Annotated in this window: 28 protein-coding genes; 10 read left to right on the forward strand and 18 right to left on the reverse strand. The window is 41.6% G+C overall.

Annotated elements, in window-relative coordinates; all coding sequences use genetic code 11:
- The first annotated feature begins 2 nt into the window (after positions 1-2).
- The 3 genes from ubiB to AB1S55_RS01135 all read left to right on the forward strand — a co-directional run bounded on the left by ubiB (position 3) and on the right by AB1S55_RS01135 (position 5,023).
- Complete coding sequence (gene ubiB / locus AB1S55_RS01125; RefSeq protein ID WP_370979935.1) at positions 3-1,628, forward strand: ubiquinone biosynthesis regulatory protein kinase UbiB; 1,626 nt, start codon at positions 3-5, stop codon at positions 1,626-1,628.
- 370 nt (positions 1,629-1,998) lie between these two features.
- On the forward strand, positions 1,999-3,438 hold the full coding sequence (locus tag AB1S55_RS01130) for a ricin-type beta-trefoil lectin domain protein (protein ID WP_370979936.1): 1,440 nt from the start codon (positions 1,999-2,001) through the stop codon (positions 3,436-3,438).
- A 178-nt stretch (positions 3,439-3,616) separates the two neighbouring features.
- Positions 3,617-5,023: a hypothetical protein gene (locus AB1S55_RS01135; protein WP_370979937.1), complete on the forward strand. Its 1,407-nt coding sequence runs from the start codon at positions 3,617-3,619 to the stop codon at positions 5,021-5,023.
- Between the two features lie 60 nt (positions 5,024-5,083).
- Here AB1S55_RS01135 and thiH read toward each other — a convergent pair whose 3' ends face one another.
- Both thiH and AB1S55_RS01145 read right to left on the reverse strand, forming a co-directional pair.
- Complete coding sequence (gene thiH, locus AB1S55_RS01140; protein ID WP_370979938.1) at positions 5,084-6,220, reverse strand: 2-iminoacetate synthase ThiH; 1,137 nt, start codon at positions 6,218-6,220, stop codon at positions 5,084-5,086.
- An 8-nt stretch (positions 6,221-6,228) separates the two neighbouring features.
- The gene (locus tag AB1S55_RS01145; protein WP_370979939.1) at positions 6,229-7,041 is read right to left on the reverse strand and encodes a thiazole synthase; all 813 of its coding nucleotides are present in this window, start codon (positions 7,039-7,041) and stop codon (positions 6,229-6,231) included.
- Between the two features lie 441 nt (positions 7,042-7,482).
- Between AB1S55_RS01145 and AB1S55_RS01150 the strand changes: the two genes are divergently transcribed.
- The 6 genes from AB1S55_RS01150 to AB1S55_RS01175 all read left to right on the forward strand — a co-directional run bounded on the left by AB1S55_RS01150 (position 7,483) and on the right by AB1S55_RS01175 (position 13,337).
- Positions 7,483-8,019, forward strand: a complete 537-nt coding sequence (locus AB1S55_RS01150) for a flavodoxin (RefSeq protein ID WP_370979940.1) — start codon at positions 7,483-7,485, stop codon at positions 8,017-8,019.
- 1 nt (position 8,020) lies between these two features.
- The gene (locus tag AB1S55_RS01155; RefSeq protein ID WP_370979941.1) at positions 8,021-8,461 is read left to right on the forward strand and encodes a hypothetical protein; all 441 of its coding nucleotides are present in this window, start codon (positions 8,021-8,023) and stop codon (positions 8,459-8,461) included.
- Entirely contained in the window at positions 8,445-9,152 is a 708-nt protein-coding gene (locus tag AB1S55_RS01160; RefSeq protein ID WP_370979942.1) for a response regulator transcription factor, read from the forward strand. The genes AB1S55_RS01155 and AB1S55_RS01160 overlap by 17 nt, the downstream gene beginning before the upstream one ends.
- Entirely contained in the window at positions 9,149-10,492 is a 1,344-nt protein-coding gene (locus tag AB1S55_RS01165) for a histidine kinase sensor domain-containing protein (protein ID WP_370979943.1), read from the forward strand. The genes AB1S55_RS01160 and AB1S55_RS01165 overlap by 4 nt, the downstream gene beginning before the upstream one ends.
- Before the next feature lie 181 nt (positions 10,493-10,673).
- Positions 10,674-12,701, forward strand: coding sequence for a TonB-dependent receptor domain-containing protein (locus AB1S55_RS01170; RefSeq protein ID WP_370979944.1), 2,028 nt, complete (start codon positions 10,674-10,676; stop codon positions 12,699-12,701).
- Between the two features lie 69 nt (positions 12,702-12,770).
- Positions 12,771-13,337, forward strand: a complete 567-nt coding sequence (locus AB1S55_RS01175; protein WP_370979945.1) for a hypothetical protein — start codon at positions 12,771-12,773, stop codon at positions 13,335-13,337.
- Positions 13,338-13,388: 51 nt separating this feature from the next.
- On the opposite strand, the gene AB1S55_RS01180 is transcribed toward AB1S55_RS01175, so the two are convergent.
- From AB1S55_RS01180 to AB1S55_RS01210, 7 genes are all read right to left on the reverse strand, one after another.
- Positions 13,389-15,014 carry a cellulase family glycosylhydrolase gene (locus AB1S55_RS01180; RefSeq protein ID WP_370979946.1) on the reverse strand — a complete coding sequence of 542 codons (1,626 nt, stop codon included), beginning with the start codon at positions 15,012-15,014 and terminating at the stop codon, positions 13,389-13,391.
- A 288-nt stretch (positions 15,015-15,302) separates the two neighbouring features.
- Positions 15,303-16,106: a flagellin gene (locus tag AB1S55_RS01185; RefSeq protein ID WP_370979947.1), complete on the reverse strand. Its 804-nt coding sequence runs from the start codon at positions 16,104-16,106 to the stop codon at positions 15,303-15,305.
- Positions 16,107-16,325: 219 nt separating this feature from the next.
- Positions 16,326-16,649, reverse strand: a complete 324-nt coding sequence (locus AB1S55_RS01190) for a hypothetical protein (RefSeq protein WP_370979948.1) — start codon at positions 16,647-16,649, stop codon at positions 16,326-16,328.
- 108 nt (positions 16,650-16,757) lie between these two features.
- Positions 16,758-17,102 (reverse strand): hypothetical protein, encoded by a 345-nt coding sequence (locus tag AB1S55_RS01195; protein WP_370979949.1) that lies wholly within the window; start codon positions 17,100-17,102, stop codon positions 16,758-16,760.
- An 88-nt stretch (positions 17,103-17,190) separates the two neighbouring features.
- Positions 17,191-17,787: a hypothetical protein gene (locus tag AB1S55_RS01200; RefSeq protein WP_370979950.1), complete on the reverse strand. Its 597-nt coding sequence runs from the start codon at positions 17,785-17,787 to the stop codon at positions 17,191-17,193.
- 62 nt (positions 17,788-17,849) lie between these two features.
- A complete protein-coding gene (locus tag AB1S55_RS01205) occupies positions 17,850-18,167 on the reverse strand; it encodes a hypothetical protein (RefSeq protein WP_370979951.1) in 318 nt (105 codons plus the stop codon).
- A 78-nt stretch (positions 18,168-18,245) separates the two neighbouring features.
- Entirely contained in the window at positions 18,246-19,787 is a 1,542-nt protein-coding gene (locus AB1S55_RS01210; RefSeq protein ID WP_370979952.1) for an esterase/lipase family protein, read from the reverse strand.
- 84 nt (positions 19,788-19,871) lie between these two features.
- Between AB1S55_RS01210 and AB1S55_RS01215 the strand changes: the two genes are divergently transcribed.
- Positions 19,872-20,261 carry a hypothetical protein gene (locus tag AB1S55_RS01215; protein WP_370979953.1) on the forward strand — a complete coding sequence of 130 codons (390 nt, stop codon included), beginning with the start codon at positions 19,872-19,874 and terminating at the stop codon, positions 20,259-20,261.
- A 129-nt stretch (positions 20,262-20,390) separates the two neighbouring features.
- Here the strand turns inward: AB1S55_RS01215 and AB1S55_RS01220 are convergent, their stop codons facing one another.
- The 9 genes from AB1S55_RS01220 to AB1S55_RS01260 all read right to left on the reverse strand — a co-directional run bounded on the left by AB1S55_RS01220 (position 20,391) and on the right by AB1S55_RS01260 (position 25,167).
- The gene (locus AB1S55_RS01220; RefSeq protein WP_370979954.1) at positions 20,391-20,717 is read right to left on the reverse strand and encodes a hypothetical protein; all 327 of its coding nucleotides are present in this window, start codon (positions 20,715-20,717) and stop codon (positions 20,391-20,393) included.
- A gap of 143 nt (positions 20,718-20,860) precedes the next feature.
- A complete protein-coding gene (locus AB1S55_RS01225; RefSeq protein WP_370979955.1) occupies positions 20,861-21,202 on the reverse strand; it encodes a hypothetical protein in 342 nt (113 codons plus the stop codon).
- 24 nt (positions 21,203-21,226) lie between these two features.
- The gene (locus tag AB1S55_RS01230) at positions 21,227-21,562 is read right to left on the reverse strand and encodes a hypothetical protein (protein ID WP_370979956.1); all 336 of its coding nucleotides are present in this window, start codon (positions 21,560-21,562) and stop codon (positions 21,227-21,229) included.
- Between the two features lie 20 nt (positions 21,563-21,582).
- Complete coding sequence (locus AB1S55_RS01235; RefSeq protein ID WP_370979957.1) at positions 21,583-21,924, reverse strand: hypothetical protein; 342 nt, start codon at positions 21,922-21,924, stop codon at positions 21,583-21,585.
- A 113-nt stretch (positions 21,925-22,037) separates the two neighbouring features.
- On the reverse strand, positions 22,038-22,355 hold the full coding sequence (locus tag AB1S55_RS01240) for a hypothetical protein (RefSeq protein WP_370979958.1): 318 nt from the start codon (positions 22,353-22,355) through the stop codon (positions 22,038-22,040).
- A 288-nt stretch (positions 22,356-22,643) separates the two neighbouring features.
- Positions 22,644-22,988 (reverse strand): hypothetical protein, encoded by a 345-nt coding sequence (locus AB1S55_RS01245; RefSeq protein ID WP_370979959.1) that lies wholly within the window; start codon positions 22,986-22,988, stop codon positions 22,644-22,646.
- A 126-nt stretch (positions 22,989-23,114) separates the two neighbouring features.
- Positions 23,115-23,468: a hypothetical protein gene (locus tag AB1S55_RS01250; RefSeq protein ID WP_370979960.1), complete on the reverse strand. Its 354-nt coding sequence runs from the start codon at positions 23,466-23,468 to the stop codon at positions 23,115-23,117.
- Between the two features lie 272 nt (positions 23,469-23,740).
- The gene (locus tag AB1S55_RS01255) at positions 23,741-24,739 is read right to left on the reverse strand and encodes a transposase (RefSeq protein ID WP_370979961.1); all 999 of its coding nucleotides are present in this window, start codon (positions 24,737-24,739) and stop codon (positions 23,741-23,743) included.
- A 116-nt stretch (positions 24,740-24,855) separates the two neighbouring features.
- Positions 24,856-25,167, reverse strand: coding sequence for a hypothetical protein (locus AB1S55_RS01260; RefSeq protein ID WP_370979962.1), 312 nt, complete (start codon positions 25,165-25,167; stop codon positions 24,856-24,858).
- Between the last annotated feature and the right edge of the window lie 3 nt (positions 25,168-25,170).

Below are 25,170 nucleotides of genomic sequence, written 5' to 3' on the forward strand. Positions count from 1 at the left end.
CTGTGCGCAGTTTTAGCCGCTCTATTCGTATTGCCCATACGATAGGGAAATACCGACTTTTTGATTTAATTCCTCAGCCGAATAAATTGCGCTGGCGCCTACTGACTTTACCTTTAAAGTTCTACCCAAAACCCAAACACAATCGCGCAGTTTGTTTACGCTTAGCGCTTGAAGAACTCGGCCCTATTTTTATTAAATTTGGCCAGTTACTCTCGACTCGCCCCGACCTATTGCCGCACGACTTAGTTAAAGAATTAAGTCGTTTACAAGATCAAGTACCCCCCTTCGACCAAGAGCAATTTAAGCGGCTAGTAGAACAAGCGCTCGGAGCAAAAGTTGAAGAAATATTTGATGACTACCAGCACGAAGTACTTGCCTCGGCATCCATCGCACAAGTGCATGAAGCAAAATTAAAAGACGGGCAAGCCGTTGTTATCAAAGTCGTGCGCCCCGGTATAGAACAAACCATTGCCAGAGACACCGAGCTTTTAGCCAATATTGCCCAATGGCTAGAAAAGTTAAGTAAAGATGCCCGTAGGTTACGCCCCGTAGACGTAGTCGCAGATTACAGGCTCACCATACTTGATGAACTCGACTTAATGAAAGAAGCGGCCAATGCCTCACAGCTACGCCGTAACTTTGAAGACGACGACACTCTTTATATTCCTGAGGTTTACTGGCCTTGGTGTCGAAATAATGTCTTGGTCATGGAGCGTATCAACGGTATTCCCGTTAATGATATTGAGCAAATAAAAGCCCAAAAAACCGATTTGAAAATGCTGGCCGAACGCGGAGTAGAAGTATTTTTCACACAAGTTTTTGACCATAACTTTTTCCATGCGGACATGCACCCAGGTAATGTGTTTGTCTCTCGCGAGAATGCACAACAAAGTCCTAGTTATATTGGTATAGATTGCGCTATTTGTGGTTCATTAAGTCGTGAAGATCAGTACTATCTAGCGCGCAATTTAATTGCCATGTTCCGACGAGATTACCGCCAAGTAGCCGAACTACATATTAGTAGCGGATGGGTACCCTCTCATACTTCAGCAGGAGCATTTGAAAGCGCAATACGTTCTGTGTGTGAACCTATTTTTCAAAAACCACTTAAAGAAATTAGCTTTGGCGAGGCATTAATTAGCCTATTTAAAACAGCCCAACGCTTTGAAATGCCTGTGCAACCCCAACTAGTACTACTGCAAAAAACCCTGCTGAATATTGAAGGTCTAGGGCGCCAGCTTTATCCTGAGCTTGACCTATGGGCCACAGCTCACCCCTTTTTAGAAAGATGGATTAAGCAACGATACAGTGTTAAAAACTTATACAAAGAGCTGAAGTACAACGCACCAGAATGGTTAGAGAAGGCTCCGGCTATTCCCGCCATGCTTGTGCAAAGTTTAGAACAAGGGCAAGAGCTCACACGTATAGCACCGGAACTTAAAGCAGCAAGCCAAGCCTTTAACAAGCAGCAAAAAAGGATGAGATTTAAGAAAAAGCTACTCGCAAGCCTTGTCCTTAGCGCTGCAGCCATTTGCCATTACACCCTGCCTGGCGACCTTTCCATTGACACCAGTGCGATTACAGCCATTCTTGTCGCGATTGCGGCCTTAACGTTTATTCAAGCTTAATAGGTTCAACAATAAGCAGGTCGCTGTTTTTAAATATACGACGACTTGCTTTGCCTTTACTTCCCCCCCACCCTCATTCTGCTTTCTGATTATTCTTAGCAAGCCTTACACTAACCATAAAGTACTAAATTTAAAGCCTGTATTTATAAGTACCAAGAACCCATAAGAGGAATCTGTGATTAGACTCACGAAGCCTTCACGTTCACGTGGGATCGTATGCTTAAGTAGATTATGCTGGCAACTTAGCTGTGCTCCAAAATAGCCTATTAAAATATAAAGACTGCTACTTAGAGCCCTAGAAGTAGCTAAGCATCCATTCTTGGATACATCTCATTACTTTATTAAAAACAATAAATAGTAGGGAATTACCATGAAATATCTAATATCGGTACTCGTATTACTTATAAGCCATAGCGCGCTCAGCTTGCCTCAAGCCCCCAACGGAAAACAGTGGCAAACGGTTAACAATCTATCCGATGACTTTAATCACTTTGACAATAATAAGTGGCAAAAAAAACACCCTTATTGGAACGGCAGACAGCCCAGTCAGTACAACAGCAATAATGTCTCTGTAGCCAATGGCCACTTACAATTAAAAATGACGGTTAAAAACTCAAACCAACAAGGCAACTGGATTTGGGCGCCTGTTGTCACCTCAAAAACAAAAGCCTTTAAAAAAGGCATGTATTCTGAGGCAAGAGTTAAAATTGCAAATCTATCTGCTGTCACTGCGTTTTGGATGCAAGAGCCGACATACAGTGAAATTGATGTCATTGAAAATTACGGTACCGTAAAAAATGACCGCTGGCGTTATCTTGATTACACCATGATGAGCAATACCCATTACTTCACTAATAACTGGGCAACAGACGAAGTCACCCCTGGCCACTACACCAATCCTAATAAAGCACGCAATGCAGACAGCTACTTCACCTATGGTGTGTGGTGGAAAGACGCGCAGACCGTTATTTTCTATCGCGATGGCGTAGAGGCAGGCCGAGTTACACCTAAGGCCAACTTTAACGACAACATGTACGTGTTTTTTGATATGGAACCGTTTACTTGGGGCCCGGGTCTACCCACAGTCGCCGACTTAAATAACAACAGCATTAATACCTCTTATTTTGATTTTATTAAAACCTACGAGCTAATAGATAAAAATTCCGATGGCTCGGACGGTTCTGATGGGTCAGATGGCACTAACGGAGGATCTACGCCACTAGTCGATCAATGTAATACTACCGCCCAATGTAAAGCCACTTATGGCAACTTAGCCAACGATTGTAAAAACAGTGCAAGTGCAAATAGTATTTGTATGTGTGGTACAAGCCCTTGTGATAACGGCTCAGATGATGACACTTCTGACGACTCCAATGGAGGCGACTCTAATCTCGTAAGTCTAAGAAAAGGAAACAGCAGCAACTACGCCCTTGATGCAGGAAATGGTGGTAGCAACGGCCAAAACATTGCTCTTTGGAATTACAGCGCCAATAACATTAACCAGCAGTGGCTAGAAATAGACCGTGGCAATGGCTATTACAGCTACCAAAAAAACAGCACCAATTATTGTATCGATGGAGGCAATGGCGGTTCTAATCTTGCAAACCTATATCTATGGACCTGCAATAATAACAACCATAACCAACACTGGAAAAAGATAGCCCTAGGCAATAACAAATATAGATTAGAAAAACGTAACGCCAGTGCCTACTCGATAGATGGCAATAACGGTGGCGCTGCGGGCCAGAATGTCTATTTATGGTCATCGAATAGCGGTAACGGCAACCAACAGTGGATTATTAGTAACTAACCTGTTTAGCTTGGTTTAAGCGCAGCATTTAAACCAAGCTAATTCTTAAGACAAAGTACAAATAAGCGGCAGCCTAAAAACTGATTAGAACGGTGGCTAAACAACCGTTCATAATAAGCTGTTTCTAGCTGCCGATTTAGCCCTACTTTTTTTATACCCATCAACCTTAAAAACATGTATGAACACAGTAAGATCACTCAATATTAAAACATGGAAACTAGGCATTTTGACCCTGGCCTGCTTCACACTGGGGTTTTTATGTCACGCAACCTTGTTTTCAAAAAATAGTGATCTAATCCCCAATGGAAAAATATCGTTTGCACAATCCAAAATCAACAACACAACAAGTGATCAGCGCACAAACAGTTACAACAAAAGTTTACAAGAATCTAGCGGCCTAACAATTAAAGCCCACCATCAACCCGTATTTAAAAGTGCCAAACAAATAAAAAAACAGATAACTCAACTAAACAAGGCACCGAACAACAGCTTAAACGACTCCATACTAAACATCTCTATTGCTGAGTGGGCACAAGTATCCCCAGAAGAAGCCCTACAACACCTACTCACTTTAAACAATCAAGAACAGCAAAAACTAATACCTGTACTTATGGCTGTGGCAGGCCAAAATAAAAATAACTTTATAGAGAACTGGCTTCAACAGAACAAACAACACAAGCAGCACGCTTATTGGGCACAAGCTTATTATCATAGCTATGCCCACAGCGCCCCAGAAGCAGCACTACAGAGTTTAAATGAACATTACAGTGCGGATGAACGAGGAGACCTACTAAGCAGCATCATTGATGCTTGGGCCAAACTAAATATTGACGCCACACTTAACTGGTTAGATCAACAACAAACCAATACGCTTACACAAGAGCTATATAATCGGGCCATAAACCAATATATTCAGCAAGATCCAAGTAGTGCGGCATTGCTCGTGACAAAACTTAATGCAAGCGATAACAAAAACCAACTCATTTCTGCTACTGCAAATGCTTTAGCACAACAAGATATCTATGGCGCCCTAGACTGGGCAGAAACACTTCAAGGGAATGAGCGCGCGATTGCACTCTCAACAGTGATGAACGACTGGGCTTCGCAAGGCATTCCAGAAGCGGCTCTAGACTATGTTTTAGCAGATAACAACCTTCAATCTAACAGCGATGTTTTAGTTGCTACAGTGAGTAATATTGCCAACCACGATCACTATTTATTAATCGAGCGACTATCTGAATTTAATGAATCAAACAAAGTTATCGTCGTACAAGAAATAGCTAACGCTTTTATGCGCCAAGATCATGTTAATGACTTTGAACTTTGGTATCAAAATCTTAGCAATGGTGCACAAAGGGAAGCCGCAAGCGTAGCTGCTATTAACGCTAACTTACGTAAGCGGCCACAGCTGGCCTTTAAATATGCTGAGAACGTCATATCTTCTCAAAGCAGGAAAAACTATTTAGCGCAAGCGGCCAAATCTTGGGCGAATGAATCCCCCGCCCAAGCGAGAATAGCAATAGAAACAACAAATGTGCTTAATCCTGAACAGAAGCAAAGCATCTTAAAACAGTTAACAAACTAACTTAACTCTTAAAGTCTATTACATTCACCTATTGAAACCGTTTATTAAACAAGAGCAATCTTAAACACCAGTGGCTGATTCGTTATCCAAACCGATAAAAGCCTCACTCCAATCTTTCCAAACTACATCGTAGCCACTTTGCTTTAGCATTGTAGCTACGTCACTTGCACTGCGCTCATCACAAATCTCAAACTGCTCCAGCTCTTCATTTTCTAGGCTATAAGCGCCAGGAGAAGTTCTTGCACCAGCACTCATACTACTAATACCTAGTTTAAATACATGATCACGATAGTGTTGTGACTCCCGGGTAGATAAGCTCAGATCCACAAAGGGGTTAAACAAACGATACGCGCAGATCAGCTGCAATAGTTCCTTATCACTGATTTCATTTTCAGGTTTAAAGCCTTCGGCATTACGCAAGCGAGGAAAACTAACACTAAATCGGCTCTGCCAATATTGCCGTTCTAAATACGTTAAATGCAAGGCAGCAAACGCACTGTCTACTCGCCAATCCTCTAAGCCTAGAAGTACTCCCAAACCAATCTTATGAACTCTCGCGGCCCCCACTCGATCGTGTGATGCTAAACGGTAGTTAAAATTAGCTTTATTACCACTTAGGTGATAAGCGCCATAACGTTCTTTGTTATATGTTTCTTGATACAAAGTGACACCATGTAAGCCCTTAGCTCTTAGATACTCATACTCATCTTGCTCAAAAGGCTGGGTCTCTATACTGACAGAACTAAATAATGGAGACAGAAGATCAAGCGCATTCGCTACATAATCCACGCCAATCTTAATTGTCTCTCCCGTCACCAATAACAACTGTTGATGGCCTTGATTTTTTAAAGCTTCGGCCTCCATTAAAATTTGGCCGTCTTTTAAAGAACGACGCTTAAATCGATTTTTAATACTAAAGCCACAATAAATGCAGTGATTAGCACATTTATTTGACAAATACATCGGTACATAAAGCTGAATGGTTTTACCAAAACACTTACGTGTTTGCTGCTGGCTTAGCTGGGCCATAGGCTCTAAATAATCTACGGCTGCAGGCGAGATCAAAGCTAGGAAGTCTTGCCAGTTGCGCCTACCTTTTTTATACAAAGCGTGCTCAACTTGAGCGGTACTAGAGCTATAGATACGTGTTTTTAATTCACTCCAGCTGTGCTTTTCAAATTCGTTTACAAAACTCACACTGGCACCTACAGCTCAAGAAAAGCAGTTAAAGAGCTGCTTTCAACCGCCTGCCGACTAACAGCCGGCAAGGCTGCTTCAAATGCCGTTCGACCACACTCTACGCCCTGTTTAAATGCCGCCGCCATTGCAATGGGGTCTCCAGCTGCAGCAATCGCGCTATTAACAAGCACTGCATCAGCGCCTAACTCCATAGCTGCAGCCGCATGTGAAGGCGCCCCCAAACCCGCATCAATCACAACCGGAACCTGTGTTTGCTCAATAATAATTTCCAACATACTCAAGGTGCTTAAGCCCTGATTACTACCAATAGGTGCGGCTAAAGGCATCACTGCCGCTGCCCCCGCTTCCTCTAAGCGCTTACACAAAACTGGATCAGCACTGCAATAAGGCAGAACAACAAAACCTTGTTCGGTTAATAACTCACAGGCCTTTAAGGTTTCAATGGGGTCGGGTAATAAATAGCGAGGGTCAGGATGAATCTCGAGTTTAAGCCATTGGGTACCCAACATCTCACGCCCCATCAGGGCGATTTTAAAAGCCTCTTCGGCCGTTCTTGCACCTGATGTATTGGGTAATAAATCGACCCCCAAATCGATCAAGGCTCGGGCTAAATCAAATTCAGGTTTATCTGGATTCACCCGACGGAAAGCTAGGGTGACCAACTGCGTCGCACTAGCAGCAATGGCGTGCTTCATCTGCTCAAAAGACCCAAACTTTCCCGTCCCCATAAACAGGCGAGAATCAAAGCTTCTATCGTGTATTTTTAAGTTCGTTTTTTTCACTGCAAGCCCATCCCCAAGATTGCCAAAGTCGACCATATAAGGGCAGCTATCCTAACTTCGATTTTGTCGTTCACATTAGCCGATATCAAAAAGACCGCGGAAGGCAGAAGCTCACACACGACTTATGCCCCTCACCCAAGACTTGAGTGTCGAACCTCCATGTATAACTTGACTCCTTAGACTCACAAAAGCATAATGCGAATCATTATTGTTTGCATGTATTATTCACGCCCTATGACCTACCGGCCTAAACTCTTGCTCACTAGCTTCTTTGCGCTTACCACAAGCTCACTGATGTATACGCTGCATCAACACGCAAAGTAGTTTTATTTACCTAACCTTAGGGCTCGGCTTAATGGGGCTTATGTTAGTACTCCTCAAACTTATTGATTACTCGTCACAACAGGCTAGCCCTAGAACTTCGTCTATTTAGTCACAGAGAAACAGCTTCACCCAGTAAACAACAAAGGAATACCCATGAACCTAAATTGCGCTCTTATCTTTGGTACTGACACAGGTAACACCGAAGAAATGGCCGAAAAAATAGCCGATGCCTTTGTACAGCACGGGCTTAGTTTAGAGCTGATAAATGTTAGCGACTGCAGCGTTGAACAGATTGAGACGTTTGATTTTATTATCATGGGCATACCAACCTGGGACTTTGGCGGCATACAAGAAGACTGGGAAGAATTCGAGCAAGACATCTTGCGCTGCCAACTTAAAGAGAAAACCGTCGCACTTTACGGCATGGGTGATCAACTAGGCTATGGCGACTATTTTGTAGATGCTATGGGCTGGCTGTATGAACGAGTTGCAAAAAGTGGGGCAAGGGTTATTGGCGCATGGCCAACAGAAGGTTATGACTTCGCCGCCTCTCTTGCCGTCAATGAAGATAACAGCCTATTTTGTGGATTAGCTATTGATGATGACCAACAGTTTGATTTAACAGATGAACGAATAGAACGCTGGGTACTGCAATTATTAGCTGAACTTAATGAAATCGAGGCTGCTTAATATGTTAAGCCAACATCATCAGATAATCAGCCCAAAGCCCAAGCAACAAGTAAATTACAAGCCCCACTTAAAACAAGCTCGGCACTATTTAAAACAAAATAACTGGGATACAGCCGTTCTTTTTTATAGCGAAAGCCTAAGTGCTCTAGAAAAACAGCTCTCAAGTAACCAGTGTGAAAACTGCAAACGCATCTTAGCTCAACAGTTTTGTAGAATAAGTATTGAGCTAATTTACAGTTTAAGACGCTGCAAGCAGGTCAACACCTCTAACTCTGTAGTGAAGCTTCACTCTTGGCAATTACGTAAAGAACTTGGCAGTACAGTTAGCCAAAACTATATTAAAGCACTAAATAAAATGAACAGTTTATGCCTGAATAAAGCAGGCGTCTGGCTTAAAGTACTATTCGCCCAAGATGAAAAAGCCAATGCTGTCCTGCATTAATACAAACAGCGCCACGACGGCACACATTCTCATTGCCGAAGATGACCCTGAATTAAATTCTCAAATGAGCCAATTACTGCAGGAGTCCGGCTACTGTGTAGACAGCTGTTTTGATGGTGACGAGGCTTTAATTCTTGCATCGAATAATCGCTATCAAATGTTGTTATTAGATTTAATGCTACCTAAGCGAGACGGCTTAAGCACCTTAAATATATTGCGAAAAAAAAGCCAACTTCCTGTCATTATCGTCACAGCCAAAGGGGCTGAAGAAGAGCGTATTCTTGGTCTGCAAAATGGTGCGGATGACTATATAAGCAAACCCTTTAACAGTACCGAACTGCTACTTCGTATTGAAGCTTTATTAAGACGAAGTCAAACAAGCGAAATCGAGCATAAACTCATACAAGAGCTTCACAATCTAGAATTAAACTCAAAACAACAAAGTGCCATATTTAACGGTATCAACCTTAATTTTAGCCAAATACAATTTCAATTATTATGGGAACTTGGTATCAACCAAGGGCAAGTACTAAGCAAGGCCTATCTATCCCAACAAATTCTCAAGCGTCACCTTGGCGCTTACGACAGAAGCTTGGATATGCATCTAAGCCGTATTCGGCGCAAGCTCAATGAAATAGGCTGGCAAGGTCAACTACAAACCATTCACGGAAAAGGGTATTGCTACATATGAGTCGTCGTCTTTTTTGGCGGCTTTGTTTGTTCTTTGCTGCGGGCATTGTTGCGCTCTTTTATGTAATCAACCTCTTGGCAATACAAGCAGAGCAAGACATGAGCTTATTAGCCGAAGAAGATCGCCAGCAATTAAAGACCTGGGGTTTAGAGGCGGAGCAATTATATCTAAGTGGAGATTACGAAAAACTAAAACAATGGTTACTCAAGCTTGAGCAACAGGAGCAAAGCCAAGCTGCTGTTCTGGAACATAACATAAAGCTAGTAGCCGGAGATAAACTAAACCGTGATCGCTACACAGCTTATAATTTCGGCCGGAGTGTCGACTGGAAAATTCATCTACATTTCAAAGACAGCCCTGTTATGGAAGTGCCCTTTAGCCAAGGACAGAGTAGCTTTTTAATCCAGCTTCCCGAGCGCATGCACCCCGGAACCTATTGGCAGACAACACGCTGGTTATTACATATTGTTTTACCAATGGCCTTACTTGCCCTACTCGCTATCCGTCTTTACGCTTATATTATGCAGCCCTTAAGCCACTTACAAAAAGCGACCAAAGAATTTGCTCGCGGTAATTATGATGTAAGAGCAAGTCAATCCATGCTTAGACCTCACGATGAGTTAAGCGAGCTGGCTCAAACATTTGACCAAATGGCGGCCCATATTGGTAAACAATTAGTTAATCAACGTCAGCTTATTGCCGATTTAAGCCACGAATTACGTACACCACTTACTCGCTTGGACATCGCTTTAGACGCCGCACAAAAAAAGCAGAACAGTAAAGTAAATTTAAATCGTGTTGAACGCGAATCAAAAAATATAAGGCGCTTGGTTAATGATGCCCTAAGCTTGGCGTGGTTAGAAAATGAAACACCGGAACACGATAAAGAAACATTAGATCTAGTTGATCTATGCGATGTAATTGTAGACGATGCTCACTTCGAATTTCCTCACAAAGAAATAGACTGCCAACTTCCAAAACATGCAATTTTACAAAACAGCAGCCATAGAGCGGTAGGTCAAGCCTTAGAGAATGTGCTACGTAACGCCCTACGTTTTACTCCACATGGCAAAAAAGTGGAACTGTCACTAAGCGATACCAACAGTACTTACCTACTCAGAGTAAAAGACCGCGGCCCTGGTGTTCCTGAAAACCTGCTTGAATCCATCTTTGAACCCTTCTTTCGTGTCGATAAAGCCCGCTCACAAGACAACTCCAGTTTTGGTCTTGGTCTCGCTTTAGCCCGTCGCCAACTCGCCCTAGTTGGTGCGAGTATTCATGCAAGTAATCGCCGCTCTACTGGGCTGTGTATTTCTATAGAGCTACCTAAAGCACTTTGATTCACACATAAGACTTATTACCCACATCAGTATAAATATCGAAAAATTTTCTGCGCCCTGAATTTAAGCCGTAACAGCACTGTTGCATATGTAACAAATGCAACAGTGCTGTACCAACAAAGCCTTAATGGGAATAATTCGCAATTAGATTTATAGCTAACTTCACACTGAAGGAACATTCATGTCTTACCTTTTACATAAAAAGGCAGCGGTTTCATTAAGCGCCGCTATTACTGCAATTATTTGGGGTAATTCGGCCCTAGCGCAAACCCAAACTACAAATGACAAAGAAATCACTGAGCAAGTCATTGTCGTAGGCCGTATGACCAACACCGAAGTCACTCCCGAAGAGCTTGAAAAGCAACAAGCTATCGACCTTAGTGACATCTTTCGCTACATTCCATCGGTATCGGTAGGCGGCTCTTTAGGTGTTGCACAAAAAGTCTATGTGCGCGGTATGGAAGACACCTACCTAAACGTAACAGTTGATGGCGCACCTCAAACGAGCACGATGTTCCACCACATAGGCAGGGTAAACATTGAACCTGAGTTGTTACAGCAGGTGGAAGTACAAGCCGGTGCCGGTGAAGCAACCAGTGGTGCAGGTGCTATTGGTGGTGCCATTCGCTTTAAAACTAAAAGCGCTTCCGACCTACTTTCTGAGGACAGCACCTTCGGTGGCACAGCCAAAGCCACTTACGCCTCCAACAGTAATTCCAGAAAAGGCGTAGCCTCACTTTATGGCCGTTTAGGTGATAGCTGGGGCATACTCGGCTCTTATGTAGCAGTAAATAGCGACGACATGGTCGATGGCAATGGCGATGACATTAAAGCAACTGGTGCCGAACAGCGCTTAGGTTTTATTAAAGCCGATGGTGGTATTGGTGATCACCAACACCTGAGTTTAAGCTACGAAAACAGAGATGAAAGTGGCGACTACGCTCAGCGCCCTAATTGGGACCCAAGCCAACAAACCAATTTCTTCCCGATGGACGTTCAACGCGAAACCAGTGTTGTTAATTACAGCTTGAGCCCCAACCAAGCCCTTAATTTAGAAACGACCGTTTATTACACCGAGCAGACTTTAGCTCAAGATACGGGCCCAGAAAACTGGGGTACCTACAGTGCTAAAGTTGAATCCATCGGTACGGATATTCGCAATACCTCACGCTTTGGCAGCAACAGCCTGACCTACGGGGTGGACTACCGCCAAGATAAAGTCACAGGCACTGGCGACGGCAAAGGTCTATACCCAGCAAGTAAAGACTCCGAAGAAGGCACCGTAATGGGCGCCTACATTCAGGATCACTGGAGCATCACCGATGCACTATTACTTAGTGCCGGTGTGCGCTACGACAACTACGACCTAGACCAGAAAAAAGCTGCTTTGGAACCCGGGACCGATACCAAAGTTTCGAGTGATGGCTTTAGCCCCAATATTGGTTTGAATTTTAAAGCAAACGAATATGTGACTATGAATATCGGTTACGCCGAAGCTATGCGCGGTAAAGAAGTCGGTGATGGTTTCACCCTAGAGGGCAGTATTATCGCCCCTAACCTTGAGCCAGAAAAAGTTAACAATACCGAACTTGGTATTGAGTACGCCGACGAAAACCTTTTCTTAAGTGCGGCGGTTTACCAAAGTGAAATCACCGATGTGATTATGGATCAAATTGGCCGTGGTACTTATTATGAAAACGCTGGTAAATTCGAAACCCAAGGTTTAGAACTTGCAGCAGCATACCAATGGGATTCACTGCGTGTAACAGCTAACTACAGTAAAGAAGACCCACAATTTAACGGCCACGATGTTGAAGGCTACGAAGAGATTGGCCTGGCAAACAGCCGAGGGGACACTTGGAACTTAGGTGCAAGCTACATTCTTTCTGAAGCATGGGAATTTGAATACCAATTCACTTACACCCAAGACATCACCGTCAATACACTTTATCGAGCCAAAGAAATAGGTTGGATAGACGATATTCAGCAAGTTGAGAAGCCCGGCTACCAAGTGCACGACATATTTGTACGCTGGAAACCTCTTGGCGACAGCCTCAACGTAGACTTAGCGGTACTGAATTTATTTGACGAACACTACCGTGACCAAAGCAGTGTTGCCGACTACGGTAGCGTACCTGGCTGGAATATGGTTAAAGGCCTTTATGAGCCCGGCCGCGATGTACGCGCAACCGTAACTTACAACTTCTAAACTTCTAAACTTCTTCCTTCAAAGGTTTAAGGAGTGGTGCCGCCCCAAACGGTGCTGCTCCTATTTTTTATGAGATCAAAAACCCGTTTACTGTGGATGCATTTACACAGCTACATCGCCTGTTTTTTTCTTCCTATTGCTCTACTTTATTTAGCTACCGGGCTTGTTTATATGCTCGGTTATGAGGGAGAAGAAAGTGAATTATTACATCAACCTTTTACACTAGAGAATAAAACCTGGCCCATCGACGAAGCTAAAGTTAAAGCCGAGCTCGAGCCTTTTATTAAAGAAAATAAACTAGGCCCTTTTCCAACCGACTTTTATAACGAAGAGGGAAAATGGTTAAGCTGGTATAGCTACAAAGGCGCCATCACTCTCTTCCCTACTGAAGATCCTGGTGAATACACACTGGAAGTAATTGAACATGATTTTTGGAAAAGTTTACTGCTTATCCACAAAAGCTATGCTGGGCCTTTTTTTTGGTACCTAAGCTTTGCCTTTGGTTTAAGCCTCTTATTTAGCCTAACAAGCGGTTTGATCATTGCTATAGCAAGCAAAAAATTTAGATCAAACTCTCTAATTAGCTTAGTTATTGGTTGCGCTACTTTATTACTAGCGTATTTACTAGGAAATTAACAAGTAAGGCCAGAAAATCTTCGTTCTCTGGCCTTACTAAATCGTTAAAGATTAGTCACAGCCACTATTAAAACGCTGCCCACCTTCTTCCCAAGTACACTGACCATCAATGCACTGGTATAAGTTATTATCAAATTGATTCGTTGCGTGATCAAAAATCTTAAACCAACCACCATCATCCCAAACGGCCGTAGCCTGATTTTTTTCAGAGGCAAATTCCGCATCAAACTTTTGATACCAGTAGCGAATATTATTACAGTTCATCGCTTGATAACGCGAGCCCCAGCCGCTGCCCCACTCACCAATATAAATCGGCATATTATTGCCCACACTAGTCGACCACTGGATCATAAGATCCATGGGCTCATAAATATGGCTATCAGTCCAGTTATCGTTGTAATCACCTTGATGATTACCGTGGAAAGACCAGGGGTTGTAGTGATGGAAGGTAGCCATCAGATAAGGATCTTCACCTCTACCCACGTCATCAAGATGAGGCCAAGTCTCAGCCATCTCGTGAGCACCAAACCAGCGGTTACCGCCGATTAAAATAATACGCTTAGGATCAAGTTCACGAATTTTACGATAGGCCTTACCCGTCATATCACGTAAAGCGGCAGGGTCCATACCTTCATTACTACCGGTAGATTTATGCGGCTCATTTAAAATTTCATAAGTCAGACGGTAATCTCTATCAATATATAAATCGGCAATATCACTCCAGAGTCGCTCTAGCATAACCGCATTTTCTTGATCCTTAAGCCCCTTTTCATGGTGCGCATTAATAACAACATGCATACCCGATAGTGACAGGGCGTAATCAATGGTTGCTGTAATTTCCGCTAAACGAGGGTGTTGACGATTAATTTGACCATTATTAGCACTTGTTAATAGATTCGAGCCATCAATACTTTCCGTCCACGTGATGGGGATACGTACATTTCGATGCCCTAAAGCATAATAGGCATCTATTTTTGCTTTAGCTGCCGTAAACGTACGTGGATGCTGATCACTTTCAAACATTTGACCTAAATTAAAACCTTTGCCCATTGCTTCTATCGCAACATGCGCTGTAATGCCTGCAGGCTCTGGCGAGTTTGAAGGGATAGGACTTGGTGAAGATTCAGGTGAGGGGCTAATGACAGGCGAAGGACTTACACTTGACACAGGGCTTGGGCTTAGTGAAGGACTAGGAGTCGGAGTAAGGCTAGGTATAACACTTGGTTCAGGACTTGGCATGACAGAAGAGCCACACAACTCGCCATTTAAACGAAACTCATTTACCTGCACCGCTTTTGATGAACTTTTATTTATTAGAAAACCAAAGTTTGAACTGCCATTAACAGCAATTCGCCCATTCCATGAATTTGATTTATTAGCAGCTTCTATATTTTTACCACTATTACTAAAGTTTGCATTCCAACCGTTAGCAAACGTTTCACCTTCACCGAGTTGCCACTGCAATTCGTAGCCATTAATACTTTCAATACCTGTATTGTTAATGCTAATGTTAATTTGCGCGCCACTATTCCACTCATTAGTAATTGTGTAATCAACATCACATGATAATGCACTGCTTACGCCACTAAACAACAGAGTACTTAGGCCTACAAGCGCCGTGATAGGTTTAAGCCGTCTACGATGACAAATATCCGATATAACAAGCTTCTTTTCCATTATTTTTATCCTTAAAGTTTGCATGAAAGTCATACGACTTATCCATACTACAAACTTAATGCATACAAAAAGTGCAAATAAGCACAGATTAATAGTTAAAATAATAAAATTCGTAGAATATGTGAAAGCCTTCAAAAAAACTCAAGGCGAAGCCCTAAGTAAAGCAAAGCCTAGTACGCACCAACAGACAAACACTAGATACTTTTAAGGGCTAATAGGTGGGACCAATTCTTTACGAGATAATGGCTAAGAGCAAGGCGCAGATATTAAGGCTCATTAATTTAACCGCTACTCACCAAGTAAACGTAAAACACCTTTAGCTTGCTCGTTAGCCTGAACCCTAAGCGCAATAGCCACTTCAGATTGAATTTGATTAGCGCTTAGCTCAGAGATCTCTTTAGCAAGATCGGCATCTTGAATCCGTGAGCGCGAACTTACCGCTTCTAACTCACGACTAAACAAGCCATCAATCGAAGACTCTAAGCGATTAGTTTGAGCGCCAATTTGAGAGTTAGAGTTATCCACCTCAGTTTGAACATCATCAACAATACTAAGGGCTTGCTGGGCCGAAGCCACACTTGAAAGATCGATGTTTTCGAAATCAAGCTCTTCTAAGCTTTGCTCAAAATTAGCCAAGCTAATGTCAATTTCGGCACCCTCATCACTGCCTAAAACAATACTGACACTTTGGTTCGTATTTAAAATAGTCTGCCCATTAAAACTGGTGTTCTTAACACTACTTTGGATCTCGGCTTTAAGCTCTTGAGCCTCTGTATTTAAAGCACCTCTATCTGATTCACTCAGCACCCCGTTAGATGCCTGTAAAGCCAATTCACGAATGCGATCAAGGCCTTGCGTAATATTTTCAAAAGCGCCACCAGCAACCTGCAAATAACTGATACCGTCATTCGCATTGCGCCCCGCTTGTGATTGTTCCTGGATCTCCGTGCTTAAACGATTGGAAATAACCAAGCCAGCGGCATCATCTGCGGCAGAGTTAATATGGCTGCCAGAAGCAATACGCTCAGAAGTCTGCTGGATATTATTCGCCGTCTGTGTAAGCGTATTTGATCCGATAGTATTAATAGCCATAAAGCATCACCCTATAAGACAAGTAGCGACTAAAAATAGGGCGTTAATCACCCAAGAACAGCCAAACAAAATAGAACGCTAATCCGCAAGCTTACGCCGATAGTAAAGTGAATAGAAAGGGTATTAATTTATTAAAAAAAACTGCTAAGACGTTTTGGTTATGTATACCCCCTTAGCATGAGAACAATAGGGCAATAAGCTCCGATCTTCTGAACAGATCTAACGTTTTAACGTTATCGACTTCACCCCTTCAGCTTTCCAAAACACAGCGCAGGTGTTTAAGCTTTCAGCCTCGACTCTAAGTCCATTTAAATAAGCATGACGAACCAGATCAAACAAAGCCATACCGCCTGGCGCACTTAAATCTATAGCGTAAGCCTTATGCTCATTACAACGCGCAGGCTCTTTTAACTCACTAGAAAGCTGAAAAAGAACAGCTTCAGAGGGCGTCATAGCTTTAATCATTACAACCTCGCCAGACCAAGAAGCAGCCAGTACCGATGATGTTCCAAATAAAAAAACTAATGCCAACAATAGTTTCACCGCCATCCTCCGAAAGTTAAAAACGCTATAAACCTACAGGCCATACTTAACACATAACTACCACACCAACTCATAGCAATGAGACAAGAAGCCGAAAAGTCACTATGATTACTTCAAACCAATACTTATAACACTGCACGGTGTAAATACAACACCAGGGCAGTGATTAGTATCACCACTATTATCACTGTAATAAAACCAAACATTCTTTCCTGTAGCTTTAGCATGAAGAGCTGCTGAAAGTAAGGCGCTATTATTATTTCTTATAGCAACATAGCCACCTGAACACTCAGCAGATAATTCACTACTCACTTTTAAACATGTCACTCCAGAGTTAGGTGAATCTTGACCACCATTAACCAATATACGAGTAATATTTGTATCACCAATCACGATAGATTCAGCCCAAGAAAAGCTGCTAAGCACCAGAGCCAAGAAAATAGAATACTTCATAAAACACCAACAAACTTAAACACTATAAAAAAATAAACAGTACAGCAAGCTAACGAGCAACACTCAAAAACAGCATAATAAGTATTTACTAGCAACGCCCAGACGCTTGATCAACTTTAACTAATAATGCTTGTAACTCCAACTTTAAGGCCTGCTTTACTTCATCAGCTTCCGCCTTAGATTTATCTAGAGAAATAGTGGAAGCCGCTCTATCACTGAGCCACTCACACGAACGCCCCCCATCATCAAAGTTAGTTTCTAAGCTCCAGTAAGCATACATCTGATCATCACTACCAGGCTCTAAAGTAAACCCATATTTTTTTACTATCAGACTAAACCCGCTTACATAGCCGATACTGGTTTGACTGAGCGCCGACAAAACTTCGTCTTTAGCACTAAAACCCGCTTTAACAGCGCTAGCATCAATCTCTTTAGCGATGCCTTCATCTATCGCAACACCAATGGCGATACCCATGGCGCCCATAGATGAACTGAGCATTAAGCCCGCCCCAGCACCTTTACCAGAAAACCTAATGCGATCCGGCTCTGCTATAGAGACATCAGCTTTAATCGATTTTTCACCGGGAAAGCCAGAGCAAGCACTTAAAAAAACGCTTAAAATAGTCGAGAGAAAAAAGAATCGAGACAACCCCATAACAACCTCAATTAAAAACCTATTAAACACAAACACGCGCCTAAGAAAAGCATTCAAAGGCGCGCTCACCGCTTTCATAGAAACTACGTCAACTAGGGGTTGTAAACGTAATTAATCCTACAACGACTACCATTCATGGAGCTCGTTACCGCCTGAATACATACCCTATTATTTTGAGCTTTTTCTGCAAGAAGAAAACTCATCACATAATCTTTATTATTTGAGTCATGCTTTAAATAAAATCCACCTGGGCACAAAGAAGGATTCTCCTCATACTCAACCCAAATACCATAGGTATCATTACCATTAGCCCATATTCTAAATGTATCGATAGGACCACAAAACTTTTGCGTGTCAGCTACAGATTGAAATGACAAAAAAAGAAATAAGAACGCAGAAATAAACTTCATAAAACACCTAAGTCAGTAAAAAACATACAAGCATGCGAGGAGTCATTACCATCAAAAAGACCTTACATAGCCAAAACTCTAATTAAGAATTAAAGAAATAACAGGAACAAGCCATGGATAGTTATAAGTATCACTAATAGCCATATCATATAAATCACTAATATTGCTGGACATTGCCCCACCCACACCATACTCGGACATGTGAAAATCATTTACACCGTTAGCAACAACCACGTCAAAGGGGCTTTGAGATAAGTCAACAGGGGAAACAGTGTCAACTGGAACCGTATTAATAGCCAAAGCACTTAATGTTGGTATAAAGCACGAGCTTTCTCGATGCACTTCAATTCCATCACTGTATGGATTTGGCCATGTTTCACTAAGCACATCACCTAATCGCTCACCAAGCTGTTTAGGTACATCTACAGTCGAACAAGGGATGTCATCTAAATGAGGCGCCCACTCCCAATAGATAGTTTTTTCGTACTTGTCCGTTCCGTCACCAAACGACAATTCTTCGCTTGCATCTTGGTAATCCATCCTCCCCCAAAACATAACAGGACCTGAGTTCGGACGCGCTTGGTGTACATTCAGCCAAAGCTTGTTATAGCTATTAACACTATCTGAGTGAGACTTATAATATAAGTACTTATCACCGGTTACCCCGGCTTGATACCCTCCACTTATTGAACCATTCGCGATGGCGGAATTAGTTTTTGTGTTTTTAGGAAAGCCCAAAGCAGCCAGCTCAGCCTGAAGCGCAAGCCCTAGAGAATGCATTTCATTACCATATAGTTTGTTTTGTATAAGTAACTGCTTGCCTGCATTCGAATCAATACTCTCAGTAATCAAAAGCTGCGCTGTGGTAATAGTCGACTTAGCTTTTCTCAACTCTTCATGAGCCGTTTCACTCAAGAGTAAATCATGGTTAAAAGCGAAATCATCAACAAGCCACTCACCTATATCCATCAATTTGTCTGATAACCAACCTGTATTATCAGCCTTGGCTCTCTCCGTAGCATCTCTTAGGAAGATTGGAACATACTGAAGAGAAAGAGGAACATGCGCACCTAAATGAGGAGAATCATATGAAATATAATGGCTTACATTATGAACCACCCCCTGCTGCTCCATAGTAGTCAGCGCATACCTAGCGACAACGCCGCCCAAACTCAAACCAACCAACACCACTTCCTGATTAGAAGTACGAAGCGATTCAATTTTCTTTATTGCTTGAACTAAGGCCAAACCTTTATTTTGAAGATAATCTTCATTGTTATTAGAAAAATCAAAATACACAACATCGACATTTGAAGCCTTGGCCTTATCTAGCAAATCCCGAGGGATATTACCTAGCCCCAGCGGTTCTAATCCCTCGGAAAAATCTAAATCGTAGGGCCCCACCACATAGAGAATTCTATTCAGATTAGCCCCGTTATCAGCAGGCACTATCTTTACATCTAAAGAACCAAAATCAACATAGGACTCTTTTGCATCAACTGAACACCCAGACGGATCGTAAAAATCCGCTACATTTTCACAGGTACCAGAGTGAGCCTTTAAAGCCACCAAAAACAAGCAAAGCCCAACAAAGCTAAAAACCTTTAATAAAAACCTCATACATCCCCCTAAATGAAACCATTAATCCGAAACAACAAGACCACCTAACTATAACACCCGGCCCAACAAACAAAGATCTATTACGTGCCAAACACCTATACAATAAAAAATTTAATTCATTACAAATTAAATGACCATATCCTTTCCCAACCATTCCTTAATGAGAAAAAATATGTACAAAAAATAGCAACCATGCTACTTCTAGCATCATCATTAAACACTCATGCTGCCTGGCACAACTTGACTGGCGAAATAACCCACATAAATTTTTATGCTACGACAGACACCGTGCTAGTAAAGCTTGAAGGCCCAGGAATCCCTGTGGATGCATGTTCAAGCAAAGATTACTTCGCTATTGATGGAACCACGCCTGAAGCAAGAAGAAGTCAAATGATTGCAGCATTACTTTCTGAAAAAACAGCAGGAACAAAGGACACTATTGCATACGACTTCACCAGCTTCTGCGTACCTTAGTAACAACCCGAGCGCATACAGAAGCATATTAAGAGTAGTTAGATAATAACCGACAACCGTACAACAACGAAAAACCGGCACACGCTGTTGTACTGAACGCATCACACTTAAGCTTTTTTAGATTCCCCATCAACCTACCCGGTACACCTTCATACGACCATGGGAACAACCACCTTCTGCATCATAACCAATATTAATTGGCTCACCACTTGCGTAGGCTAAAAGTAAACGGGAAAGGACCTGCTGCCTAGTTGCATCAGGTGTTGATGCATCGATAGAAAAATAGTCCGTCTGGCAAGCTGGGTGAGAGGACGGCTGATTTTCTAGCCTTATCAGTATATGATTGGTATAGGTATAAGTAAGCACATGGGTTACCTTGCCAACTATATTAGCGTTGTAACCAGCATAAGATTTAAAGCTAAAAAACAGCAAAAACAACACACAACAAAATTTCATAAAAACTCCTTTTAAATAAATTTATTGCAGTCAATGGCACCAAGGCATATCACAAACATACAAAAGCCAATGCAAAGCACATCTAATATAAAACAAAGCAATACTTACTATAGAAAAATAACAAAGTCATAAAACACGAAAGGTTAATAAGCGGCAATGCGTGAAGCGACCACTTTACCGGATAAAAATGCCACACCACCAGTACCACATTGACTCGAGCTTTCCGCAACCTTTATCAATGAACCACTTTTCTGCGCAGCTAATAGCACTGAAAGAACTCGATTAATTTCGCCTTCACTACCTTCATAAGCATATTTAGTAGCATCTGGGCAAGAAGCTGGATTGATAATTGCACCTGTTGTTTCAAACAGAATAAAGCCACTATAACCGGCATAAATAACTGTTACCTTTTCTTTACCCGTCCAAGAATCAGCATAAACAAAACAAGGAAGCAAACAAAAAAGTAAAAAAATACGTTTTAACATTTTAATCACCCTGAACAACTTAACCTATAAATTCCAAAAAACATCAACTTTTGCAGCACCATTGATACATGCGTCTTGCTCATACTGAACACGCATTTTTCGCCCCTCATTCATAGCCGTTAAAGCCGCAGAGTAAAACAAATACGCTTCCGGCCCCTCTAGCAGCATAGAGTATACCTTCCCATCTTCACAGCTCGTCCCTTCAGCAGTTTGATCGCCTTTTATAAATACTCTGTTAGTATTTTTTGACAGACCCACTTCTACAACATCAATCACCATTCTAGATGCTGCACTTGCAACTCCAGAAACTACTAACAGCATCAATATAGAACAACGCACCGCTATGGTTTTAAAAAACATACAACTTCCTTATATACATATTACATCTGAATAGAATCAACCAAGCAGTTAGGACTATCGTCATGGTTGATACGGATAGGTTTATTAAGTGAATATGCAAGCATAACCACACTCAACATGCTCTTTACACCTTCAGAACCTAAATCATCTTTTGCATAAACCTTAAACAAAGTTTCATTTTCAAAACACCCAGACCCGATCATTGAGGTTTTAGAAGTGATACGAAAATCACCATTAGAAAGCACTTCTACACCTTTAACTTCAACATTAGAGGTTTTCTTTGGCGATGTGTACTTATCAGCAAAAGCACTAAACGAAAAGAACACCACAAAAAAAACAAAACAACATCTCTTAAAAAACACGACACACTCTCTATACAAAAAAACCAACAAAGTTAAACAGAGAATAAATATAACTAAGATTAAACCTCAGCAGCACAAACAAATTACGAGAAAAAAACAAACATACAGACACATTAATTTTGAACACTTAGAATGGTAATAGGCTTCATATTATTTGACCCACACCACGATATAGGCTCTCCCGGATATACATTTGCAGTTCGCTTACCCGAAGCCATCATAAACATTGCCATTGACAAGAAATGAGAAAGCTTTTGCTCACCCACTCTAGACTTCTGCACGAGATACCACTCCCCATTACTCATCTTAAGAGCAAAATCACTACTACAGTAATATATTTGCTCAATTTTTAACCCCGCCCCACTGGCATGCACTCCCATTGAAGCGATAGAAACCGAACAAGCTAAGAAAAAAACCAACAGATTCTTCACAAACATCTCCTTAATATTTTAATCACACAAAACACAATCAAAAAAACCTACCAATCGAAAATATCGACCAATAAGTAATTCAGCCAAACAAACAAGGAGGGAGAGAAGCGAAAAAACATACGATAAAATTTAATAACAAAGCACTCCTTGCTTACTCGAAAATAAAGCATACCCATAAAAAGATATTAACTATTTCGCACTTACAACATTCCTTATATCTCGCTATATTTGGCTTAACGTATTAGAAAGCTAGTAGCGATAGCACGCATGGATAAATGCGTGCTATCGCTACTCTATGTACATACCATCGGGAAAGACTGTTGAATTAGACGAAGCCACATCACAGCTCTTTGCTCCATCCGAGCTATAATACTGAAGAACAACTTGCTTATTGGCCATTTGTGCGGCAAGAGCCATAGAGTGCCGAACTCTAACCAGCTCATTATCAAAAGTTCCGATATAGTACGATACACCATTACCACACTCTATTTTTGATTTAGAGCTATTCCCTGTACCACCAATAAATCCAGCATGCAATTGATTAACTGTGCACTTACATGTATGAGTTACCGCATAACTATTAGATACATTCAAAACACAAGACAAAACAACTAGAAATATCAATTTTCTCATAACACTCCCTATAAGACCAAAGTACAATTATTCAAAACACTGGTCACAAAACACTGCATAAAAACCCACCTTAGATCTTTACTCTACCAATTCAGTAATAAACGGCTTAAGCAAGACACAACGAGATTAAAGAACAGGCGAGCCCACGGTTATATATGTTGCTTTGCAGTAATGTGAAGCTGCTGCTCTTTTTGAATCATCATAATGCACACCAATTTCTTTACCTGCCATATGCGCAGATAAAGCCATCGAATATGCTTCACTACTATCCATAGCAAAAAGGGCTCGCCCCTTCCATGTACCGCACTCCCCTACTTCGGCAACCCCTTTTAAAGTAAACCAAAATACTGGGGGCGACCAACTTGGGTGCACTTCTCCATCATGAATACGAACGTATTCAACAACACCTTTCACTTCTCCTGTTTCTGCTATAGCCGAAATACCAAAAAATAATAAAGTAACAACAAGTAACCTAGCCATTTATAACTCACCTTTATTTATCTACATTAAAAAAACAAAATACAGATGATCAATTAAAGTTAAAACCTACACACTCCAAAGAGCAGCAAGATATGTAACTACATCAGGGCACCCACTTTGTTATTACTTAAAAAATATGACGCAAGCCGTAATAATAGCGTATAAGAGTTAACCAGATCTATAAGATTACCAAAGAATAGACATGAGAAATTAGCCTTCCATTTCAGGCAAGAGAAAAACTAAAAGTGAGGATAGGCTAAACCAAGTAAACACTAAGAACCGAATAAGGCCTTGCAACTACGTACACCAGAAGCTTGTTTAAGGCCAAACTGCTCTGCACATATTCTAACTACATGACCTCGACCAACAAGCCCTTTAAATCTTACTTCAAAATCCGTAGTTACACTTAACCATCTGTTTTGATCAATATGGAGACGTTCTAATATATTAGGCAAATCATCATAAATACGCCCACGCTTATTCACACGAACCTGCCTACCCGTCCAATCAACTAACTCTATATAATCTTGCAGTCGAAACGGCAAGCCTTTAGGCATTGTTTTGCGCGGATTGCCAACAAAGGCAAGTAAATCGGCTGGTTGTTGTCGGGCTTGGTTCGGAGAGTTGGACGATTTAGCTTTTTTTATTCGGCGTTTAATACTTGTATTATCTGAGCTTTCTGGAGTTTTAGCCATCTTTGCACGGATAGGATTTAAATCAACATACGCCATACAAGCAGCCAATGCGGCTTCATCTAATAAGGCCTGGCTTTTATAACGACCTTCCCAGAAACGCCCAGTGCATTGATCTTCGGAATTAGCTTCGCGAGCGACACCTTCATTAATCAATTGCATAAACTGGCTTATGCTAAATAAGCGTTCACGCCAATTTTCGATAATCCCTTTTAAAACACTCATTTCAGCGTTATCGAGCGATTCATCTCGAATAAAGCGCTGGCTAAGCAAATTACCTTTAAAAATACAGTGCCAACGCTCAACAACCTCTTTATTTGACCAACTAAGCGCCTGCGCCTTATCAACCCGTAGCACCACATGGTAGTGATTTGACATCACCGCATAGGCGCAAACATCAATGGCAAAGGTCTTGGCAAGCATAAGGATACGCTCTTCTACCCACAAACGTCGATGCTCATAATCACAGCCTGTTAGTTGATCTTTACCACACAAAAACGCCCTACGTACACAGCGGCTAACGCAGTGATAGTAAGGCGTGGCATCTAAACATATCTGTTGTTCGCGCGCTTTGGTCATACGATCTAGTCATCAGCTAGTTGAGAATAACTGAAGACTAGACCAAATTATAAAATACAGACAACTTAGTGGGTGTCCTTTTATTTTCGTGCTTTTATTTTCTTGGTCCCTTTTATTTAGTTATTACCTCTTAATTCAATCAACTTTTTTTGTACAGACCTCATCTCTTCTTTACTAAGCCCTATAACATTTGGGAAGTCATGCTCATTCAGTTGAACACCATGAATTAATGCGTTTATCGTACTTAATACCGCATAAAACTCATCATCTCCGAGCAAAGACAAGGCATCACCACCAATAGAAGAAAGCAACTTGTCTACCACTAAATTTGGTAACGCCGTCGTTATAACTATGTCCCCAGAAGACTCCAGGTCTTGTAAAACAAGCGCAATCTTACTTCGAAGATTTGTTGGATTAACATCTATCATGAA

This window comes from Agaribacterium sp. ZY112 (assembly GCF_041346925.1).
Classification (GTDB): domain Bacteria; phylum Pseudomonadota; class Gammaproteobacteria; order Pseudomonadales; family Cellvibrionaceae; genus Agaribacterium.

Excerpts from the sequence above, each read along its gene's own strand:
- AB1S55_RS01130 (WP_370979936.1), top strand. The coding sequence starts at position 1,999 with ATGAAATATCTAATATCGGTACTCGTATTACTTATAAGCCATAGCGCG.
- AB1S55_RS01135 (WP_370979937.1), top strand. The coding sequence starts at position 3,617 with ATGAACACAGTAAGATCACTCAATATTAAAACATGGAAACTAGGCATT.
- AB1S55_RS01145 (WP_370979939.1), bottom strand. The coding sequence starts at position 7,041 with ATGGTCGACTTTGGCAATCTTGGGGATGGGCTTGCAGTGAAAAAAACG.
- AB1S55_RS01150 (WP_370979940.1), top strand. The coding sequence starts at position 7,483 with ATGAACCTAAATTGCGCTCTTATCTTTGGTACTGACACAGGTAACACC.
- AB1S55_RS01155 (WP_370979941.1), top strand. The coding sequence starts at position 8,021 with ATGTTAAGCCAACATCATCAGATAATCAGCCCAAAGCCCAAGCAACAA.
- AB1S55_RS01160 (WP_370979942.1), top strand. The coding sequence starts at position 8,445 with ATGCTGTCCTGCATTAATACAAACAGCGCCACGACGGCACACATTCTC.
- AB1S55_RS01165 (WP_370979943.1), top strand. The coding sequence starts at position 9,149 with ATGAGTCGTCGTCTTTTTTGGCGGCTTTGTTTGTTCTTTGCTGCGGGC.
- AB1S55_RS01170 (WP_370979944.1), top strand. The coding sequence starts at position 10,674 with ATGTCTTACCTTTTACATAAAAAGGCAGCGGTTTCATTAAGCGCCGCT.
- AB1S55_RS01175 (WP_370979945.1), top strand. The coding sequence starts at position 12,771 with ATGAGATCAAAAACCCGTTTACTGTGGATGCATTTACACAGCTACATC.
- AB1S55_RS01180 (WP_370979946.1), bottom strand. The coding sequence starts at position 15,014 with ATGGAAAAGAAGCTTGTTATATCGGATATTTGTCATCGTAGACGGCTT.
- AB1S55_RS01185 (WP_370979947.1), bottom strand. The coding sequence starts at position 16,106 with ATGGCTATTAATACTATCGGATCAAATACGCTTACACAGACGGCGAAT.
- AB1S55_RS01195 (WP_370979949.1), bottom strand. The coding sequence starts at position 17,102 with ATGAAGTATTCTATTTTCTTGGCTCTGGTGCTTAGCAGCTTTTCTTGG.
- AB1S55_RS01205 (WP_370979951.1), bottom strand. The coding sequence starts at position 18,167 with ATGAAGTTTATTTCTGCGTTCTTATTTCTTTTTTTGTCATTTCAATCT.
- AB1S55_RS01210 (WP_370979952.1), bottom strand. The coding sequence starts at position 19,787 with ATGAGGTTTTTATTAAAGGTTTTTAGCTTTGTTGGGCTTTGCTTGTTT.
- AB1S55_RS01220 (WP_370979954.1), bottom strand. The coding sequence starts at position 20,717 with ATGAAATTTTGTTGTGTGTTGTTTTTGCTGTTTTTTAGCTTTAAATCT.
- AB1S55_RS01225 (WP_370979955.1), bottom strand. The coding sequence starts at position 21,202 with ATGTTAAAACGTATTTTTTTACTTTTTTGTTTGCTTCCTTGTTTTGTT.
- AB1S55_RS01230 (WP_370979956.1), bottom strand. The coding sequence starts at position 21,562 with ATGTTTTTTAAAACCATAGCGGTGCGTTGTTCTATATTGATGCTGTTA.
- AB1S55_RS01245 (WP_370979959.1), bottom strand. The coding sequence starts at position 22,988 with ATGAGAAAATTGATATTTCTAGTTGTTTTGTCTTGTGTTTTGAATGTA.
- AB1S55_RS01250 (WP_370979960.1), bottom strand. The coding sequence starts at position 23,468 with ATGGCTAGGTTACTTGTTGTTACTTTATTATTTTTTGGTATTTCGGCT.
- AB1S55_RS01255 (WP_370979961.1), bottom strand. The coding sequence starts at position 24,739 with ATGACCAAAGCGCGCGAACAACAGATATGTTTAGATGCCACGCCTTAC.
- AB1S55_RS01260 (WP_370979962.1), bottom strand. The coding sequence starts at position 25,167 with ATGATAGATGTTAATCCAACAAATCTTCGAAGTAAGATTGCGCTTGTT.